The 18147-nt window shown below is 41.6% G+C and carries 23 protein-coding genes; 7 read left to right on the forward strand and 16 right to left on the reverse strand.

Going from position 1 to position 18147, the window contains the following annotated elements; all coding sequences use genetic code 11:
• Positions 1–1769: pentapeptide repeat-containing protein (locus GNF10_RS26195; protein ID WP_185607268.1), on the reverse strand; the 1769-nt coding region annotated here is incomplete at its 3' end.
• Positions 1770–2202: 433 nt separating this feature from the next.
• On the opposite strand from GNF10_RS26195, the gene GNF10_RS26200 reads away from it, so the two are divergent.
• Positions 2203–2964: a DUF6748 domain-containing protein gene (locus GNF10_RS26200; RefSeq protein ID WP_185592087.1), complete on the forward strand. Its 762-nt coding sequence runs from the start codon at positions 2203–2205 to the stop codon at positions 2962–2964.
• A 296-nt stretch (positions 2965–3260) separates the two neighbouring features.
• Positions 3261–3863, forward strand: a complete 603-nt coding sequence (locus GNF10_RS26205; RefSeq protein WP_185586597.1) for a Uma2 family endonuclease — start codon at positions 3261–3263, stop codon at positions 3861–3863.
• Positions 3864–3888: 25 nt separating this feature from the next.
• Here GNF10_RS26205 and GNF10_RS26210 read toward each other — a convergent pair whose 3' ends face one another.
• The 14 genes from GNF10_RS26210 to GNF10_RS26275 form a co-directional block, all read right to left on the reverse strand.
• Positions 3889–4245: a hypothetical protein gene (locus GNF10_RS26210; RefSeq protein WP_185586596.1), complete on the reverse strand. Its 357-nt coding sequence runs from the start codon at positions 4243–4245 to the stop codon at positions 3889–3891.
• 239 nt (positions 4246–4484) lie between these two features.
• Positions 4485–4709: a hypothetical protein gene (locus GNF10_RS26215; RefSeq protein WP_185586595.1), complete on the reverse strand. Its 225-nt coding sequence runs from the start codon at positions 4707–4709 to the stop codon at positions 4485–4487.
• Between the two features lie 48 nt (positions 4710–4757).
• Complete coding sequence (locus GNF10_RS26220) at positions 4758–5318, reverse strand: WGR domain-containing protein (RefSeq protein WP_185586594.1); 561 nt, start codon at positions 5316–5318, stop codon at positions 4758–4760.
• Between the two features lie 200 nt (positions 5319–5518).
• Positions 5519–5869, reverse strand: a complete 351-nt coding sequence (locus GNF10_RS26225) for a hypothetical protein (RefSeq protein ID WP_185586593.1) — start codon at positions 5867–5869, stop codon at positions 5519–5521.
• 95 nt (positions 5870–5964) lie between these two features.
• A complete protein-coding gene (locus GNF10_RS26230) occupies positions 5965–7587 on the reverse strand; it encodes an AAA family ATPase (protein WP_185586592.1) in 1623 nt (540 codons plus the stop codon).
• 90 nt (positions 7588–7677) lie between these two features.
• Entirely contained in the window at positions 7678–7890 is a 213-nt protein-coding gene (locus GNF10_RS26235) for a DUF2997 domain-containing protein (RefSeq protein ID WP_185586591.1), read from the reverse strand.
• 2 nt (positions 7891–7892) lie between these two features.
• A complete protein-coding gene (locus tag GNF10_RS26240) occupies positions 7893–8342 on the reverse strand; it encodes a DUF1257 domain-containing protein (RefSeq protein WP_185586590.1) in 450 nt (149 codons plus the stop codon).
• A gap of 109 nt (positions 8343–8451) precedes the next feature.
• A complete protein-coding gene (locus tag GNF10_RS26245; RefSeq protein WP_185586589.1) occupies positions 8452–9525 on the reverse strand; it encodes a hypothetical protein in 1074 nt (357 codons plus the stop codon).
• Positions 9526–9693: 168 nt separating this feature from the next.
• On the reverse strand, positions 9694–9963 hold the full coding sequence (locus tag GNF10_RS26250; protein ID WP_185586588.1) for a hypothetical protein: 270 nt from the start codon (positions 9961–9963) through the stop codon (positions 9694–9696).
• 117 nt (positions 9964–10080) lie between these two features.
• On the reverse strand, positions 10081–10497 hold the full coding sequence (locus GNF10_RS26255; RefSeq protein WP_185586587.1) for a hypothetical protein: 417 nt from the start codon (positions 10495–10497) through the stop codon (positions 10081–10083).
• Between the two features lie 44 nt (positions 10498–10541).
• Positions 10542–10814: a hypothetical protein gene (locus GNF10_RS26260; protein WP_185586586.1), complete on the reverse strand. Its 273-nt coding sequence runs from the start codon at positions 10812–10814 to the stop codon at positions 10542–10544.
• Between the two features lie 217 nt (positions 10815–11031).
• Entirely contained in the window at positions 11032–12009 is a 978-nt protein-coding gene (locus GNF10_RS26265; protein WP_185586585.1) for a DUF5895 domain-containing protein, read from the reverse strand.
• Positions 12010–12243: 234 nt separating this feature from the next.
• Positions 12244–13146, reverse strand: coding sequence for a hypothetical protein (locus GNF10_RS26270; RefSeq protein ID WP_185586584.1), 903 nt, complete (start codon positions 13144–13146; stop codon positions 12244–12246).
• 78 nt (positions 13147–13224) lie between these two features.
• A complete protein-coding gene (locus GNF10_RS26275) occupies positions 13225–14022 on the reverse strand; it encodes a hypothetical protein (RefSeq protein ID WP_185586583.1) in 798 nt (265 codons plus the stop codon).
• A 616-nt stretch (positions 14023–14638) separates the two neighbouring features.
• On the opposite strand from GNF10_RS26275, the gene GNF10_RS26280 reads away from it, so the two are divergent.
• The 5 genes from GNF10_RS26280 to GNF10_RS26300 all read left to right on the forward strand — a co-directional run bounded on the left by GNF10_RS26280 (position 14639) and on the right by GNF10_RS26300 (position 17424).
• Positions 14639–14953, forward strand: coding sequence for a helix-turn-helix transcriptional regulator (locus GNF10_RS26280; protein WP_099099865.1), 315 nt, complete (start codon positions 14639–14641; stop codon positions 14951–14953).
• Positions 14954–15059: 106 nt separating this feature from the next.
• On the forward strand, positions 15060–15992 hold the full coding sequence (locus GNF10_RS26285) for a hypothetical protein (RefSeq protein ID WP_185586599.1): 933 nt from the start codon (positions 15060–15062) through the stop codon (positions 15990–15992).
• Positions 15993–16160: 168 nt separating this feature from the next.
• Positions 16161–16610: a hypothetical protein gene (locus tag GNF10_RS26290; protein ID WP_185586582.1), complete on the forward strand. Its 450-nt coding sequence runs from the start codon at positions 16161–16163 to the stop codon at positions 16608–16610.
• Positions 16611–16618: 8 nt separating this feature from the next.
• Positions 16619–16822: a hypothetical protein gene (locus GNF10_RS26295; protein WP_185586581.1), complete on the forward strand. Its 204-nt coding sequence runs from the start codon at positions 16619–16621 to the stop codon at positions 16820–16822.
• Entirely contained in the window at positions 16819–17424 is a 606-nt protein-coding gene (locus GNF10_RS26300; RefSeq protein ID WP_185586580.1) for an MT-A70 family methyltransferase, read from the forward strand. Before GNF10_RS26295 ends, GNF10_RS26300 begins: the two co-directional genes overlap by 4 nt.
• A 65-nt stretch (positions 17425–17489) precedes the next feature.
• On the opposite strand, the gene GNF10_RS26305 is transcribed toward GNF10_RS26300, so the two are convergent.
• Positions 17490–17984, reverse strand: coding sequence for a hypothetical protein (locus GNF10_RS26305; protein ID WP_221644673.1), 495 nt, complete (start codon positions 17982–17984; stop codon positions 17490–17492).
• Positions 17985–18147: the final 163 nt, after the last annotated feature.

Genomic DNA, 18147 nt, shown 5'->3' on the forward strand with positions numbered 1-18147 from the left:
AGATTCTGCTTTTGTTCGGGGTTGTAGTTGGTGATGTTGCCGCCGATTTGTTGTGCGGTTACTGTGTCTGCGTTGACTAGACCACCTCCAAATTGAGCGCCTTGTAAGTTGAAGTGAGATTCTTTTTTAGGACTTTGTGACATAGTATCTCCTTGATTACTGTAAGTTTGAGCGTAAAATTTAGGGCTTTGCAGTGCCGTAACCACCATAGTCTCTAAGCTACGAATTCTGCTGTCTTTTTCTGAGATGAGTGCTTGTAATTCCTGTTGTGCTAATGTTTTAAGTTGATTATAAATTTCAAAATATTCTGCGCTCAGTTCCGATTTATCAGTCATAGCTGCGGTTTTGGCACGAAGCAAAAATTTATCTTCGCCTCGTACTTCCATTCCTACAATTCGTAAGTCAGCTTCTGGATGATTCTCAGCTAACTGCTTGAAGGAAATTGCGATCGCTCTGGGGTCAACTCCCTGGTTATGATAGAGGTCGAGGGTATCAAAAATCGGTTTGATAAAATCTCCAAACTCTCCCGGAGCAAATACTTCCTTGTGGTTATCTGGTTTGCGTAATGGGTCAGGGTTCTCTTTTGTCGGCAAGCGCATATAAACATATTCACATTCCACACCATCAAACTTGGTATCATGAGTAATGCCCCAATCCTCAATAAATGCACCCGTAAGAGTCGCGCCTGTAAAGTCGGTTGCGTCTAATTGGGTTTGTATGAGCTTAACTCTGGATAAATCTGCATTTTGGAAATTGGCTTGGCTTAAATCAGCACCAGTGAAATTGGCATCGGCTAAGTTAACTCTTTCTAAATTCACTCCTCGCAGGTCTTGACGAGTAAAGTTCTTGTATTGCCCCTCTCTATCTATCAACCATTGCTGTAGTTGTATATTGCTTAAATAAGTTGTTCCTGGACGTATGCAATCAAGTTTTTTCGCTTGATACCAACAGGTATGAGTAAGAATCGCATTTCTAAAATCACTGCTTTTAAGTACCGCTTGTGTAAAATTAGCCTTGGTTAAGTCAGCATCCTGAAAATTTGTGCCTTCTCTGGTGGCAAAAGCAATAGTAATCTTCCAGATCCAGCGAAAACGTTTATCTCCATTTAAAGCCAATTGACCAACATAAGAACCCAAAGCTGCCCCAACCAGTCCTCCAACAATCCCTCCAAACCATGCTCCACCTCTAACCAATTTTCTTAGTAGTCCATCTCCAATTAATGTCGTAGAGAATGCTTCATTACCTGTTACAGATGAATTCAGAGCCACTGCCAAAACGAAAAGCATGGACATCACCCCAGACACAACAATAGCCCCAATCTTAGCCTCTGGTTCATCTACTGCTGCTGCTGGTGCGCCGACAGCTACCACAGCTAAAACAATTGCGACCGCTGCGACTAATTGTACATTTACAGCTATAGGCCCATAAGTAACATTTAGAATTGTACGGATGAAGCAAATAAAGAAGAATGAAGCTACAAAAACAACAAATATACGCGGTTTCAAAGACAGGAAAAAATACGTGGCAAAAGTAATAGCAATACCTGCTGTGAACCCTGATAGCCCTGCTACAAATAACAATAATAGTAAGAAAACAAATATTCCGTAGCCTTTCAGTCCAGCTTTCGCTTTTTGAAAATTAGCTCCTGTCAAATTAGCCCCAGTAAAATCGCAAGAGCGAATATCTGCACTACTAAAGTTTGCTCCAGCCAAGTCTTGACCTTTGAAAGAACGACCTCTGAGATTCTGACAGGAGAAGTCTTGGGGCATAGCTGGACTGGTGAAAGCTAAGGTTTATGCTTAATACAACTTGAGTATCGGCTTTTACGGACTGTAACACAAGATTTCTGACCTAGTTGCGCTTGTGCTTACTGTGATCGCCTACAAGCAGAATATTGAGTCGGCTTTTGCTGTTCTTGTGCGCTCGCCCATGCCATCGCAGTTTTGACTAAATGCAGAGATTAGGCTTACAGTCAGATGATTCTGGGATAAAGTTGACAAAAACAATGAGTCCTTAAAATTCCTTTAAGGTTTCCTGTAAGGTTTTTTAACCTATTGTCAGTAGTGTAAGAGTTATAGTATTCCAACTTACCTTGTCAACTCCGAGCTTGTGTATAAGTAATTTTGGCAGCTTTTACGAGAAATGCTGTCAACTCTGCTTTTAACAAAGGTATTGAAACCTCAAATAAAATCTAAAGTTACCATGAACAAACAATCGTTTAACTACAAATACCCAATTATTCCTCTATTAGGTGCAATAATAGTCACCAACGGATTTTTCTCCAAAGTATCGGCGCAAAATATTTCTGCTCCAGAGACTACTGATTCTGTTGCTGTCAGCGTCAAAAACCAAGAGTTTCCACAGTGGGGATATTACATGGTGCGAAGAGATTTTCGCAAATGTGTTTCTCCTATATGTGGTGGATATTTTCTAAAGCAAGTCAACTTGAAAGCTACTCCTTGCTTAGATGGTGTTTTTCGCTCCGAATGTTATGTGTCTGCAATTGATTGGAATTCCCTGAAAGTCTCGCCTTCCGAACTAATAAAAATTCAAAATGATGATGGTAGCCGTGTGATTCTCAGAGGTAACATCGTTCCAGTAACATTTCCTCTCTTCGGTGAGTTTGGGAATTTGAGAGTAAAGGAAGCCTTCTATGCCGCGACAAATGCCCCAGCAAAAGGTACTTTTGTGGCACTAAAAGACAATGGCATTCGTTGCATCACAACTCCTTGCTTCTCCACAGATAATCTGGTTCTAAATAAACCTAAGACTGCTCAAGTTTCGTCAATCGATTTGAGTCAAACCGGTGCAACACAAAAACAACTTGACGCAGCAACAAGCGAAATTTTTGGTCAAGGTTTGATTGCTGTAGGTAAAACTAAGGTAGTAGAAAACGTAGATCCAACCAAGAGAGGTACTCAGTTTGTGGGTACGCAGTTTTATCTGAGAGTGGAACCAAAGTAAAAAAATTTTAGCTCAGATAAAATAATTCCCAAAATAGACAAGCGGTGTGGAAGCGATGTCTGCGAGGAGCTACGCACTTCAACTACTCGCATATTTTAGGAATCCTTCCCACTCCCAACGCCATGCCATCTCTACCAGTATTTACTTGCCGTTGGTGAATTGGATAATTTGTTGCCCAAAGGCAATGAAACATATCGTAGCCACACTTGGAGGCTGCGGCATTCCACCGTTCAATAGCAATTCTTCTTGACTTTGCAGATAATAGTTTTAGAGCTAATTATTTAAGAGGTCTGATTGTGGTCTTTGCTCAAACCAGTCCCCCAGAAGTAATAACAACTCGCCTGACGTTAGACGAGTATCGGGCTATGGAAGAAACCAACCCAGAACGCCATGAATACCGCAACGGAGAGGTTATTGCTATGTTGGGAGGTTCGGAATCTCACAGTGCGATCGCTAGCAACTTCTTAATAACTCTAGGGTTTTTGCTTAGAGACACCAATTTTCGTTTGTATAACAGCGACTTGCGAGTTTGGATTCCTGAATATCAGTGTGGTACTTATACCGATTTGATGGTTGTTAATGGCGAACCAGAGTTCAATGGCAATCGCAATGATGAAATTTTGAATCCAATGCTTATTGTCGAAGTTCTATCGCCCTCGACTGAAGCTTATGACCGAGGGGATAAGTTCAGAAAATATCGCTCGATTGCTAGCTTTTGTGAATATCTGCTTGTAAGCCAAACTGAACCCTACATTGAGCAATATCATAATTTGGATCATAACAGTAACGATCGCTGGCTATGGCAAGTTCACTCTCACCTTGAGCGGACGATTATGCTGCACAGTTTAAACAACGTGGAAGTTCCCCTAACTGAAATCTATCGTCGGATTAATTTTTAAGGCTGCTTAACTCTCTTGGAACTGATTAGTGAGACTCGTTACCAAAAGAAGCACTCCCAAGGAAACTAGAAAAAGTAACTAACATCCAACCGAAACAAATATGTTTTTGAGTTTGCCAATCGTATCTATCTTCTATCGTCGGGATTGTGTTAGCTTCAACGATTTCTAATCCCCAGTAGCCTAACGCACTGATGCCAAACAACATAGCGCTGACGATGGACAATTTAGCGATGACTTTGAAAATGTAATTGCTTAAAGTAGGCAGTGTCTGAAAGGATTGTCTGTGACGGTAGTGGATAGTGAGTTCACTTGGCGCTACAACCAAAACACGTCTTGGTTTTTGTTGAGTGAGTTGGCAGACAACTTGTTTATTATCAGTCATGGGTCAAACCAAAACCTGTTGGTTGTAACTAGATTAGTTCCAGTAATTATATTGTAAACTTTCGTCAGGTAAATGTGGTTGAATTTACATAAAATTTCCATACTCAAAAAAAATATTTTAATGGTTAAGCGATTCATACGCAAAAACCCAGAGGACAAAGAAGCGATTAAGCTGATACTCAGTTAAAAATATCCTCCAGCACATACTGCACTGGGGGATATTTAGCTTCTATTTTTTATTTAGCCAAAAGCTAATTGCTTGGCATAATCTTGTGCTTCATCTCCAGATAAAGACTGAAAATTTTTAATTAACGCTGCTGCATGAGTTCCTTTGGCGCTAAAAAGCAGTGAATAGCAATAAGGTTCAGGTAGTCCTGGCTCTTTCATTTCTGCTATCCACAACCAACTTAATTCTTCGTCCTCTTCAGATGAATAATCATAATGTAGTGTTGCTGTGTTAGACATTTTTTTTGCTCCTATTTTTATCAAAAGCTTACATCCGAGACTTTAAAATTACAAATGTCGCCAGAAGTTCTTACTGATAGTCTTGAGACTGACATCTGCCATTTCTGTTGTTGTTTCAGGGACATGGCCAACAGCCACCGCAGCAACTTGTGGTGCAGGTGTGGCTAACAAAGAATTAAGCAATCCCATTTGATAATCAACATCTTCTACTGAGCGATATACCCTGTATGGTTCAATTTGCATACCCAAAGGTGTTGGAACAATCTTTAGATATTGATTTAGGGCATTGATATAAGCAACTGAAAAATTTCTCTGCTCTACATAAGGACGAATAATCTCTAGTAATTCAATCGCTCTGTTGATTTCAGCAACTTCACAATTACTGTCGATTTGTGACTGACTTCTTCTGTAGCCTTTCATCATCTTCTCGGCTACCAGATTGTTAAATTTACTAATGGCTCTTTGATGATTGGCTAATGTATGGACTTTCGTTTGCGCCTTATAACCGACTCTGCCCCACTGCACTGTTAAGTTACCATCTTCGACAATAGCCGCCCAGAACTTATTGCTGTTCTGGATAGCATCAACATACACTAAATAGATTTCCATGTTGATTATTTCTCCGTTGGTTGTGGATTAGATATACCTAAAATCCTGTTCTTGAATGTTTCAAAACTCTCTTGTTTGGATTTAGGAGGTGGTGGAACATCTTTATTTAACAAAGAATTTTTGAAGTCCTCAAAACTTGGATATTGACTCATTTCCTTCTCCGGTCTAATTAATTTGATTAGTAAGTTGGTGTTTGGAAATCAAACACTTCCTTGTATTCGGGCATTGCCCCATCGAATTTGATGTTGTAAAGCTTCAAGTATTGTTTCCGCTTCCAGAGTCGTTAACTCATCTAAAGCAGAGCAGACATCATATAAATCCTGGGGAATAGAATCAGGAATTACTAGCTCACACAAAGCGTCTTCAAGGGCTGTAGAAACTGGATATTCAGTTGGAGTGTACTCTTGTTGCATAACAATGTATGTAGACAGAGTTACTCGTAATAACAGTTTGGTTTCTCTGTTCAACTTCTCTAAATACACACCATATTTATTAACCAGTTGGTCAATAGTTGGAGTCTGCCCGTAATAAGTAACTAAGTCTGTCGTCATGTTTATTCGCCTTATTAAGTATGTTAATTGATTGCTCTCAATTACTAAAAAAAGAGTGATTGCCCCCATAGAATCAGGAGACAATCGCTTTCTCATCAGTTCATATTCCGAAACTTAGCAGCACGCAAAGATTGAGTTTTCACTGCAACCACAGGGCTACTAGCCCGTCGTGCAGTAGATGCCCAGGATTGCATTCGTTCGACTGCCGCCGCGTCCTGAATCGCAAGCGGGGTAATGGTTTGATGACAGCTTTCGAGGTCAGCAAGTGTTACCTGCTGCGGTCTATCCTCATCGAATGCCAGCAGAGCAGCTTCCGAAGCAAGGGTTTCCAGTTCTGCTCCTGAAAACTTTGCAGTGTTGGCAGCGATCGCTTCGAGGTACTCTGATTCCAGGTGAATGCCAAAACGTTGTAGATGAATCCCTAGAATTTGGACTCGCTCTGGTTCTGTGGGAAGATCAACAAAGAAAGATTCGTCAAATCTTCCCTTCCTCTTAAATTCACTTGGTAGTGCTGATGGGTCATTGCAAGTAGCTACAATAAATACCCCAGCAGTACACTCACTCATGAACGTAAGTAAAGTTCCAAGAATCCTTTGACTAACACCTGAAGTATCACCCTGACCAGAAAGTGCTTTTTCCACCTCATCAATAAACAAGACACAAGGTGCGATCGCTTCTGCTGTTTTCAATGCACGTTTAACATTACCCTCAGACTCGCCAACAAGTGAACCTAAAAGGGACGCAATGTCGAGTTGTAGAAGTGGTAGATTAAGTATGCTAGCGATGTTTTTGGCACAGTGAGATTTTCCTGTTCCGGGTGGGCCAGCCAGCAACACACCTTTTGGTTGGGGTAAGCTAAGACTTCGTGCCTCTTGTGTAAACAGACGGCGGCGACGAGTCAGCCATTCCCGCAGTAAATCCAAACCGCCGAACGGGATAGTTGCAGGTTTACCTAACTCGATACCCATTTGAGACAGTAGCCGAGTTTTGTACTCGACGGCTTTGGGGATGAAATCAGCGCCAACGACGACACCATCATTAGTTAAGTTTTCTTTGACTGTTAACCGAAGGAAGTCACTAATCTCCTCCAGGGTTAATCCCAGGGCAGCACGAGAAAGAGTTTCAAATTCAGCATTTTCTAGCGTTACAGTAAAAGTCAATTCCTGTTCAATAGCAGACTGTTGTAAGTCATGCAAATAAGAAGTGATATGCTCAAGTATTTGGTCAATACTAGGTAAAGGGACTTCACAATAAGGAATCAATCTGAGTAAGGATTCGTGTAATTGTATGTTCTGACCCAACAAGACAATGCGTTTATCTGTGGGTTTTAACCTGTGGTAAAGGTTTTTTACCTTGCTTAAAATCTCCCAACTCAATTGGGGTGAATTCTTAGCAATAAAGGAGTGAATATCTCCGAGGATAAATACACCATTCCCACTAAAGTTAGCAATGTAGTCGAATACGAATAGTAGTGGATCAGCGTGTTGTGGTCTTTTGTACTCTGCAACTGGCTTAAACACCAATCCCCCATCTGCTGCGATTAAACATTGCTCCAAGGTTGATACTCCCAAATTCCAGAAGAACACTGGACATGAGAGTTTATTGTTAGCTTCTGTAGTCAGCCACTGAATAATCGTCGCTTCATCAGGAGATAGAACATCAAGTGCTGCGATCGGGATTTGTGAATCGAGCGTGGAGAGAAGATTTGAGAGTTTCATGTCAATTATTCAAATATTTCGCTTATGAAATGGCGAAGCCTTTATGATCAGCAGTTACCAGTCTTAACTCGGCTGGTAACTGATGACTGATTACTGACGCAAACGTGTTTGATTACTGTTCGTAGTCCGAAGTTGTTGGGTTTGAGCTTCATCTTTAAACGTGCGTTCGCTCTCGCTCACAACTCCAAGTGCTTCTTCAAATGGTTGCGTAGCCGATAAACAACTCAAACCCTCGAATCCCTCCGCTTCTACTCGAACTTCACCTGTAGCATTGTCGAAATGAATCAGTATTGAACGTTCCATGCTTATCTCCGTGCAAATTGTTTAACTTCTTGATGTCCGGCAAAAGTCAGCCGTAAAGTTTGTAGAGTGCCGTTGGTTGATTCAGCGATCGCGCATTCACCAAACCTTTCTTGTAACTCGGCAGCTTTAGCTCTCACCATCCGTTGTCCGTAAGCCAACATCAACTTGTTACTAAAGAAGTCTTGTCCTAACTTCGGAACTGTTTCATAACTGTCGTGTATTACCTCGTACACGCCGCTTGAGGTATTCCATTTGAAACCGATGTCTGCACGGGCTTTTATGGTGCGACCAGATACGATGATTTCAGCACTTTGTCCTTGAGAGCCACCGTAGTATCCTTTTAGTGGCTGCGCTTCTTCATGAATTTGTGGATTCAGCTTCAAATCTTGCAAAGCTTGTACCAGGCATTCACGGTTAGCAAGCTTGGTTTTAACGGTTGAGAAGTGTGACATAAGAATTTTGTCTCTATAGTAAAAGTGCGGTATTCTTTTTGAGGTGTATATGGATTTTTCGTTTAAGGTACTTAGTCTTGAGCGATGCACCTTCGCCCAAGACTGTTTTTTACCTGAACTTGAACGACATGACCGTAGCTTTCGATAAGCCCACGTCGTCAGTCGCAAGTGATTGTAGATTGCGCTGTTCGTCTAACAACTTGATGCGGATCTCTTGCATCTTTTGCTGCAATTGACTACGCCCCTCACTACCAAGATTCTTTGACTCAATCGCCGGATCGTTAACGATAGAATCCAAGTGCGTCATCATCGCTTCCAAGCTACTGCCTGCCTCCGGTGAAGCGTTTGCTAGCAAAACCTGAACCTTCATCAGATGGCGTTGCATTTTCTTTTTAAACTGGACTGGCTTGCGTCCTGGCTCCCAGTCGCTTAATTCTTCGAGCAACTGTGCGGCGAGTTGTTCACCACCAGCTAAAGCAGATTCCCGTAGCCTTTGCTCCAGATTTTGGTCATACTGCTGAATGAACTTGGTAATCTGGTCAAGACACTCGGCTTGCTGCTGATTGAGTTGTTCGGACAGTGCCGGGATAATCACCGGACGACCAATAACGACTTGCAAATAGTCTTCAAGATCGGTCAGAGTCGGAAACGCTCTTAGCAAGTTGGTTTTTACAGATTCTTGCTTATCCTGCGATAATTCCCAAGTATTAAGTGAGAGGAACTGATCAATCCGCTCTTGATAATCAACCAACCCTGACTCGTAATCAACTTTTAGCTGATTCCGTAAACTTGGAGCTACGTTATCCCTAATATTAATTAACTGATTCCACACAAGTGGAGCTAAATCAATTGGGCAAACCCAATCACCAGTATCAGCAGACATCCACTCTTGAACCGAAACAATCTCTTGACGCAATTGGGCAGCAGCTTCATCCAATTTCTTAAATACCTTAATACCCCTTAACCCGACTTCGGAATTTGTGACTTTAACGAGGTCTGATTCTATTTCGGATACTTCAGCTTTTAAGACATCTGCCCATTTAGGAGCGGCAGACTTTGTACTTTTTTTCAACTGAATACGGAAGCGAATACGGGTTTTATTTAATTGTGAGAAATTGTGGCGCTCGACTACTGCATCAGTTAGGAAATTTGTAGCGATAGTGTTGTCGATTACTTGTACCATTATTATTGACCTCAATCATTATTTTTCACTTTCGATTAAGCGAAGCTTTCTTTGTGGTGATTTCTCAAGAGAGCGAATGTCTGTAGTAGCTCTATAGATTACTTTTGTAGAGCTTTTTTGCAGGCGAATATGTCTTTTAATGACTGGTGGTTTATGTATGGACATGGCTTAAAATAGCTGAAGTTGCTGTGAATTATCCTGTACCGCAGGCTTCTCATAGACCATACCTTCGACTTCATAACAGCGAGTCATGAGTTTGTTTCGATTTAATCGAAAGCTGGCTTTTTTTCTTTGATCTGGCAGAGGTACAAATAAATACTGTGGATGTTGTATAGTACCTGCATCGCCTAAGTATCGACAATGTGTACCATTAATTTGATAAACTTTTGATGAGCTTAACAGTGTCGCATCATACACTTTAATCAAATTTGTTTCCATCTGATTAGTATTCAAGTAGAGCGTGTGATAATCTTTAGTGGAATCGATTTTTCTCTACAGTTAGACTAATTAAATCTGACTGTAGAGTTTTTCACGCATAATCTGATTCTTCTTTCGTCAAGCAGCAACTTTTTCTTTTTTCGGTTTAGACAATCTAGAACCGCTCCCAGAAGTACGTTTAGTTGTTGAAATCGGTTGGTTAATTTGACCGAATGGAGTCTGGATATTGAGGTCAGCTTTCAACTCTGATTGCAGTAATACAAGCTGAGTCAAATAGTAATCAACCTCTTCTAGAATTTCAGCTTCTACTTCTGACGGTGAGAGCGGCGTAATCTGATCTGATTCCAGATATTTAACTTCTTCGGTATGGCGAGAAGTCATGACAATATAGCGATAGCCACTACCGCAATTCTCAGCTAATACGCTATCGTGTGGTAATACTTCAATACCAATGACTTTGCCTTGTTTAGTCCGTTGCCCAACATTAAACTTTGGGATTCCGTAGCCTCGTGGAAGTGTGATTGTTGGTTGCATTTTCGTTACCTCTTGGTTAATTAGCTTTTGAGAGTGCCATTCGATTACAGATAGAAATGCTCAAAGATTTGATTGAGTTTTTCCTTTAATTCATCAGGCAGAGCGTTAAAATCAAACTCTTCAGAGTCCCAAACTTCATCAAGACTTGTTGACTCATCGATAATGTTTGCAATCAAACAAGATTCATCGCTGTAGTTCCAGCCATTGGCTAAAAGCCACGGCAGAATCCCCTTAGATTGCAATAGTTTCTCAATGTCGAACGAGTCAAAAAACTGCTGTAAGTTTTCGATACTGGGGTGAACGATTGTAATAGTCATGGGGTCTTTTAAATAATTGATATACAGCCCAATCAGAAGAGGAAGAAAGGGATTCAGGAATTATTAAGTCACTCTCACAAGAAAAACTTTTTCCCTTTCCTTGTTAGCTGTAGAAAAGACTTGAGAACTGATCAAATATGCTTCCCTACTTGAAGGTAAATAGGGAAGCATAAAGGCGAACACAATTGCTGCAATCACCTCAACAAGTATTTGGCTATTAAGAAGGTACATCTTCCCAGTAACCAACTTCATCGTCATAATTTGCTTGCATAGACTGCAATTTGTTGACGAAGTTAGCAAATTCTTCGTTAGTTAGTGACTGCCTTCCTTTTTTACCATAATTGTCTATGAGAAACTGTTTGCCCTTTTCCTCTTTCCAACCTAAAGCTTCAATCAATCGTTGCGACTCCATCATCAATTGATTGCGATCAATTGCATGAGACGTATGCTTTGGTAAGTTATTGTTAGGCAATCCTTTTTTCCACCAATCGCAGATGGAATTATGCACAAGGGCAATTTCTTGAGCTATTGGTTTCTTGCCAATACAATAACTCTCCCAGTCGGGCGCAGTTGGCTTTTCGTATCCGTTACATACACAGGCGTTGGAAGTTTGCCCCCCTTTCTCACGTTTCTCTGTTTTCAATGTGGGACAAAATACCCACATCGAATGCCAAAGTAAATTCTTCGGTTGGTGATGTTTGCCTTGAAAACTTGCATAAGCTTGTTCGCAGGTTTCACGGAATGCCATTAGTTGTTGATCAAACGACACTTGAAACACTCCCCAAGCAGTTATTTGTACTGGTGCGATATGAAGAGGTTGATTTTGGGCATCGACGAAAATCACCATATACCGCCTACCGAATTTGTAGGCGTTCTTGTCCAAACCATCACTGCTACGCCAAACTCCAATCACCTTTCTATCATTTCCGTATAGCAGAGGCGATCGCCCAATCACAAGTATTCGTGGTTGTCTATAGAGAGCGCCAGGAATGCCTATCTTTTCATCGTTTTCGTCCAACTTGTTAGTGAGAACTTTATACTCTTTCCCACCTTCTAGTTCTTTATTTTCGTACCATCCTGCTAATTGTTGATTTTCGTAAGCAATCCAAATGCCTGCGGGTGAAGGAATACTTTTGGCTGCTGGGGTCTTTTCGTAGGCTTTATGTTCAGCAGAATCAAAGTCAAAAGCTGTCATAGTAGCTGCTGCCTTTCTTTAATGTTATTTTTCGCAAAAAATAAGCGAAGCTTTAATTCTGGGTGGGTAATTCTGCATTATTTTCTTGATAGGTCATTGTTTAATACCAATAGATTTGACTCTCTCATTGGCGAAGCCGTTGATTTCAGATGTATCTATCAAGTACAGAGCCAATAAAATAGCGCTCTTGTTACTACAAAAGCGCTAGATAATGTAAAAGCTTTTTACTATTTATCAGTGTGAAACAAATCTTGCTAACAACTCTTCACGAGATAACTGAAGACATAGCGGGGTAAATTCCTCTGGTGTTAACTGCAACAAATTATCGACTACTATTGAGAGTTCTTCGTCCACAGAACCAAACCGGAATCTTAACAAATTTTCTACAACTTGACGGCGTTCAAGTTGCACTCCCTCTTGTACTCCTTGCTGCTTAGTGGTTTCTTCCCACTGCTGGTAGGCTTGCGACAAATTCATAATTAATTCCTGCTCATCTTCTGTTAAAGTTTCTTGCTGTTGAACTATAATGACCCGCAAATTAGTAATCAGTTTGAGAGTATTTTGCCTTAATTGGTTGCTTTCGGGTAATGCCAGCAATTCATCAATGGCAGTACGTTGCGTCTCGCCTCTACCCAAAATCCTCAGCCATAATGTTTCTTCTGTTACTGGTAGCTCGTTAACCGCTACTATTGCTGCTCTAAAACATTTCTGGAAAAAGTAAACTCCCCTGCTCCACTTTTCTAAATCTAGTTTAACCTCTAAATCCTCCAACAGAGAGGCTGAAGCGCTAGGCGATATAATCCACAAACGAGCTAAACTATCTTCTGGTAAGCTGGTTTTCTCTCGCTTGGCTTTGCGTTGTGAGTCTGCAATTACGGTGAACAGTTTCAGAAAACAGTTGCGTACCTCTGACCTAGTGGGTTGATTGCGAAATGGTTCCAAGAGTGCCGTATTTAGTACAGCGATTCTACCTAATAATCCAAGATTTTGAGCTTGGGCAGTTGGTGTGCTTGTAAACAAAACGTCAACAAATCTGGCTTCATCAGTGACTTGTTTGTTAACTTCTACTCTACCTAAAGGAGACAACAACTCCTCTAATAATTCCTTAGAAAACTGATCGTAAGGCTTGCTAGTCATGTTTTAAAGACGAACTGTATTTTATTTTACAAGGATTGGTTATGGTTGCATGGTGGGTTTTAATACCCACCATTTCAGTTACGCGGCTACTAACTCCCGACAAACTTGCGGCAGTTCAATCGGAGCGGTTGCCCTGGATAGCACCTCTACAGCCTCTTTCACACTCCAATATTGCACTCCATCGCCACAGCGCCAGTAGTAGGTCTTGGGGTCGTTTCCCCAGACTTCCTCAGCGTTTCTGACCTTGAAGAGTATGCCCAAAAACTCACCATCTAGATATACATTGTGAGCAGTCTGGAGGTTAGTGCATCCTACATAAGTCAGTCGGTAGTTGTCCACTGGTTCGCACAAATCTTCTGCACGAGTCCCGCGATACCCACAGTTACCGCACCCATGTCCACCACAATCTGGACAGATGGCAGCAGGCATATTCCACTTCGGCAGGGTAAAATCCCATTCAGCCGGTGGGGAAAATAATCGAGCCTTGTGAGAGATATAACAACCAGCATGACCGATTACTTTATCAGAATGGTATTGGACGCTCAACGATAACCAATCACAATCACCCAATAAGCCAATTTTCTCAGAAGCTCGTTTCAATTCCTCATCTTGCTCGTGATTGCACTCTACTGGAGTAGAAAGACTCGCTTTAACCTCTGCTACTGCGCGTTTGAAAGATTTTTTATGGTATCGAGCATAACCGTGGGTCATTTTTACCCACACGATATCATCACTGTTGATCCAGATAGTCACTACATCTTCGGGCTGGCAGTTTTTGGAGTAGTCCGACTGATTCACGATGGTTGCAATGATTTGGCGATCCTGTGTGGTTAACGGATCTTTTGTTGGCGTAGGGGCTGAAATTTGTGTAATCATTAGAAAATACCTCTTAAATGGGTAAAAGGGCGATCGCACAGTTTTGCAGACCAGAGCGATCGTCCTATTTTTATGGGTAAGTTTGTTGTGCTTGCACAACACTCTCAATCTAGAATTGGCGAAGCCTCATTTTTAATGCTCCTAACTAATAGTTAGAGCTACTAAACAGAAGACATAGTGTGTCATGCGACCGACGGCTTCAATAGTATTATTTGCCAGCCACTGCACTAAGGCGATTGCTTCTGCTTTGAATAAAAGGCTTGCTCAAAATGGCTGTGTGTCCGTTGATTGCTTCTCCAGGCTTCTTTACCTACTCAATAGAGCTTGTGCTATACCCCGGTGATCATGTCTCTAGACTATGTTTCGAGTTGGAATGTTAGCTTGACTTGGCTTGGCTTGTGAACCCTTTCGCATCCTGGGTGCTGGCGGTTCGCTTTCCTTGCCCTTATGTCTATCACTATAGCCGCTATGTCGATAAATCGTCAAGGCAACTAATCATCAGAAAATTCCCGAATTAACTCACTGATTGATTAAAATATCGTATAGTCGTTATGTCGTTTAATCGATGAAATGATGATACCTTTAATAAAGTAATCGACAATAGGAACGTAAGGACATGACATCTATAGTTTTAATGATGAATCCTCCCGTTCCGCCTAAGTACACTAAGCGTAGTGACAGAAAAGCCGTGCAAAACCTAAAGGTGAAGCTACGTTGCAAATTGCAAGATTTAATCGATGAAAATGGGTTAACTAGAACGGCTTTAGGCGAAGCTACAGGGTTAACCGCTGGTGCAATCCGTGGCTTATGCGAGAACACAGCCAAACGTTACGATGCTGATACGATAACTGTTTTATGCGTTTATTTCAATTGTCAAATCTCAGGTTTGTTTGAGTTAGTCCCTAAACGGGAAAATTTTGAAGAGGATTAACAACGCTAAAGCAACAGTTTTAAATATCAAACCATGATTATTTATAGCGATCGCCCCAACTTGGCGGAAGGACAGCGATCGCCCGTCCTATTTTCCAAGGAACAATATGAGTTTACCTTTAAATCAGTCCGTATTGTTGGAGTCGAGAACACTGAGGACTTCAGCTTTAACAAATTTTGAGAGCGACAAAGCTTTATCTATTCTCTCCAAGGCTAAAGCAATAATTTTCGCTGTCTGGAATGGTAGTGGTTGGGCCACCACTGCACAGATTGCAGAATACTTCGAGGTGAGTGAATCAGCGATTAAAGAATTGTACAGAAGCAATCAAGAAGAATTTAACCTCCAAGAAACTGAAACCCTTGCAGGACAAGTACTTAGGGATGTTAGACAGACATTCTGTCTAAGTCCCAGAACACCAAAAGCGAGAGTTTTTAGTCCTTTAGGCGCTCTCAGGATTGCGATGTTACTACAACAATCGGAGGTGGCCGCACAGATCCGAACGATACTTATTGAAATCGTTGCAGCGATACCCAACACAATTGCATCTCAAAACCAAAATCATGTACCAGTCCTTCCTCCTGTTGAACAGAGGCTAGATACTTTTGTCAAAGCAATGAAGACTTTAGCCGACCTTACCGGTGGCAGACTCAACCCATACATGGAACAAAATTGCAAAGACTTCGCCGCCAATCTGATAGCTGACTACAACAGACAGTCACTCTCTGGCACACAAGAAAAGTGGCTAGGGGTGGTGAATTTTGCTGAGATTGAACTTGGAAAGAAAGTCCCCCTGAGCGGCGCTCACTATCGCGGACACTTGGGCACATGGGTGAGAACATTCTACCCACAATTGGGCGATCGCCAAGAGACACGGCTGGTTAATGGCGTTCAACAGCCCATCTATGTCTACGCTTGTCACGAGCCGACTGTTGTGGCTGGGTTGACCAAAGCTGTAGAAGAATTCTTTGCTCATCCCAGTCCTGGTGCAGCGCTAAGGCAGGCAGGTGCTTTCGCTAAAAAATCTTTAGTAACGGCTTGATGGACATTAGTCATTAGTCATTGGTCATTGGTCATTGGTCATTGGTCATTGTTCATTAGTCATTGTTCATTGGGCATTGGGCATTGGGCATTGGTCAAGCAGATCGCCGAGTAATCAAGAATTAAAACTTTTACAACAAAGACAAATTTTACCTTGAGGGGAAAAGATATGGAACTCGGCTACTTCCAGAAAGATGTACTCATTGAAAAACTAGCTAAGAAATTCTACGCGATTCAAGGTTATGTAGTCCCCGAATCATATCGAATGCAATCAGCTACACATCCAGCAGAAAGAGCGTGTGTGGCTATGGCTATCACTGCAATCGAAGAAGTTGAATTTGAACTTGCTAACGATGACGATACAGAAATTATCAAATGGCAGCGAGGGCAATCTCTGAGTGAAGAATGTCAATACTACTTTTGCAAATATGAGAAATTTACTTTAACACTATTGACTTCGCCACATACAAATATGACTCGTGTAGAAGTTTATTTAGAGAATACAAAGCTTTACGTTTCTGAAAAAGCAATCAGCCCTCAAGAAGCAACAGAAGAACTACAGGATTTTATTAGCATACTTGCTGCACAATTACAAACTTTGAACCGAATTGAGTTTTAGGAGTATTTATGAAAGTCGTAGTTCAAGTAGTAGAAAAAATCATGAGTGAAGCCCACATTCACATTCCTGATGGGCTTACGGAAGATGCAATCAGACAGCACATCGTTGGACTTTATAACAGTGGTCAAATAACTCCTGATTTAAACATATTTCAGGTTGATTTTGAATCCATCAGCGCAACGATTGTTAAACAACCGCAGGAGGCAGTATGAGACTCACAACTCTACAAGGCCATTACCAGTGCATTGTTATAGATCCTCCCTGGTTCTACAGACTTCGTTCTAAAGACAAAACTCACCGCAACCGCATCCCCTATCAACCAATGCGGACTGAGGAAATTCTGGCTCTGCCCATTCCCGAATTATGCGGCAGCAATGGCTGTATCCTCTGGCTATGGTTCACGAACAATCACATGGTGGAAGCGGCTCAATGCTTGCAAACATGGGGATTTGAACTCAAGACTATTTTGACTTGGGAAAAAGTTACCAAGGATAACACTAAAACACATCTAGGTGTCGGTCATTGGTTGCGGAATTCGACTGAACATTGCGCTTTGGCTGTTCGTGGGAATGTGAAAGCTTTTGCTGGACGGACACTCACAAACCAGTCAAGCATCCTGCACTCTCCCAGGCGTGAGCATTCACGTAAGCCCGAACAGTTCTTTGAACTTGTAGAAAAGCTGTGTCCTGATATAACCAAGCTGGAGATGTTCGCACGTTCGTCTAGAATTGGCTGGGATTGTTGGGGTGATGAGGCTCTGAAGTTTGATCAGCCTGTTGAGGAACGTGATGGAGATACTTCGTTAAGTGCTTAATTAGAGCTAATTTAAGCACTTAAAGTGTACTGAACCTAGAAAACTAAATATTAAATTCTTCAATGCTAATTTTCTGGCAGATTGTCAGTTGTAGAGGACTGGTATATTTGACGCAATTCATCGACTGTAGTTGCTGTTTTTATCCCATTTCTCACTGCTCTTAATAGTTCAACGTCTTCCAACGATGAAATTTCTGGCACTAGGTTTAATGCTTCAGGGCCAAACTTGAGTTCCAAGCCTAATTTTATTGCTTCCACCAATTCTTCCATTCGGGCAATTCGCTCAAATGATGTCACGTACTGCATACGTTGTTCTGCCTCTAATTGTTCTACTTCCCGTTGAAATTCTCGCTCTAAATCTAATGGTAGCGTCAACATCCAGTCAATAAAAGCCAAAAGGTTAACAACAGCCTCGCGTTCAAATCCTTGCTCATACAACCGACGCACTAAATTCAGTTTTGATTGTTTCCTTTGCGACCTATTACTGCGGGTTTGCACTGCTGCCAAGTGAGCCATTACCACCGTAGCAAAGGGGTTACGACTGGCTTCTAGCTCCGACAACCAATGTTTATAGTCTAGCAGCTTGATTACAGGAAACTGAAAATCAACCGTACAACCAAACAAATCGTACCCAAACTGCGATGGTCGCCAGTTGATGTTGTCATCCCCCAGTATCGCGCATGAACAACAGAGCGATCGTAACGGTCAAAAATTCGATAGTTGT

Source organism: Nostoc sp. UCD121, assembly GCF_014222285.1.
Classification (GTDB): Bacteria; Cyanobacteriota; Cyanobacteriia; order Cyanobacteriales; family Nostocaceae; genus Nostoc.

Coding starts and splice junctions, on each gene's coding strand:
- GNF10_RS26200 (WP_185592087.1), top strand. CDS start 2,203: ATGAACAAACAATCGTTTAACTACAAATACCCAATTATTCCTCTATTA.
- GNF10_RS26210 (WP_185586596.1), bottom strand. CDS start 4,245: ATGACTGATAATAAACAAGTTGTCTGCCAACTCACTCAACAAAAACCA.
- GNF10_RS26215 (WP_185586595.1), bottom strand. CDS start 4,709: ATGTCTAACACAGCAACACTACATTATGATTATTCATCTGAAGAGGAC.
- GNF10_RS26220 (WP_185586594.1), bottom strand. CDS start 5,318: ATGGAAATCTATTTAGTGTATGTTGATGCTATCCAGAACAGCAATAAG.
- GNF10_RS26225 (WP_185586593.1), bottom strand. CDS start 5,869: ATGACGACAGACTTAGTTACTTATTACGGGCAGACTCCAACTATTGAC.
- GNF10_RS26230 (WP_185586592.1), bottom strand. CDS start 7,587: ATGAAACTCTCAAATCTTCTCTCCACGCTCGATTCACAAATCCCGATC.
- GNF10_RS26235 (WP_185586591.1), bottom strand. CDS start 7,890: ATGGAACGTTCAATACTGATTCATTTCGACAATGCTACAGGTGAAGTT.
- GNF10_RS26240 (WP_185586590.1), bottom strand. CDS start 8,342: ATGTCACACTTCTCAACCGTTAAAACCAAGCTTGCTAACCGTGAATGC.
- GNF10_RS26245 (WP_185586589.1), bottom strand. CDS start 9,525: ATGGTACAAGTAATCGACAACACTATCGCTACAAATTTCCTAACTGAT.
- GNF10_RS26250 (WP_185586588.1), bottom strand. CDS start 9,963: ATGGAAACAAATTTGATTAAAGTGTATGATGCGACACTGTTAAGCTCA.
- GNF10_RS26255 (WP_185586587.1), bottom strand. CDS start 10,497: ATGCAACCAACAATCACACTTCCACGAGGCTACGGAATCCCAAAGTTT.
- GNF10_RS26260 (WP_185586586.1), bottom strand. CDS start 10,814: ATGACTATTACAATCGTTCACCCCAGTATCGAAAACTTACAGCAGTTT.
- GNF10_RS26265 (WP_185586585.1), bottom strand. CDS start 12,009: ATGACAGCTTTTGACTTTGATTCTGCTGAACATAAAGCCTACGAAAAG.
- GNF10_RS26270 (WP_185586584.1), bottom strand. CDS start 13,146: ATGACTAGCAAGCCTTACGATCAGTTTTCTAAGGAATTATTAGAGGAG.
- GNF10_RS26275 (WP_185586583.1), bottom strand. CDS start 14,022: ATGATTACACAAATTTCAGCCCCTACGCCAACAAAAGATCCGTTAACC.
- GNF10_RS26280 (WP_099099865.1), top strand. CDS start 14,639: ATGACATCTATAGTTTTAATGATGAATCCTCCCGTTCCGCCTAAGTAC.
- GNF10_RS26285 (WP_185586599.1), top strand. CDS start 15,060: ATGAGTTTACCTTTAAATCAGTCCGTATTGTTGGAGTCGAGAACACTG.
- GNF10_RS26290 (WP_185586582.1), top strand. CDS start 16,161: ATGGAACTCGGCTACTTCCAGAAAGATGTACTCATTGAAAAACTAGCT.
- GNF10_RS26295 (WP_185586581.1), top strand. CDS start 16,619: ATGAAAGTCGTAGTTCAAGTAGTAGAAAAAATCATGAGTGAAGCCCAC.
- GNF10_RS26300 (WP_185586580.1), top strand. CDS start 16,819: ATGAGACTCACAACTCTACAAGGCCATTACCAGTGCATTGTTATAGAT.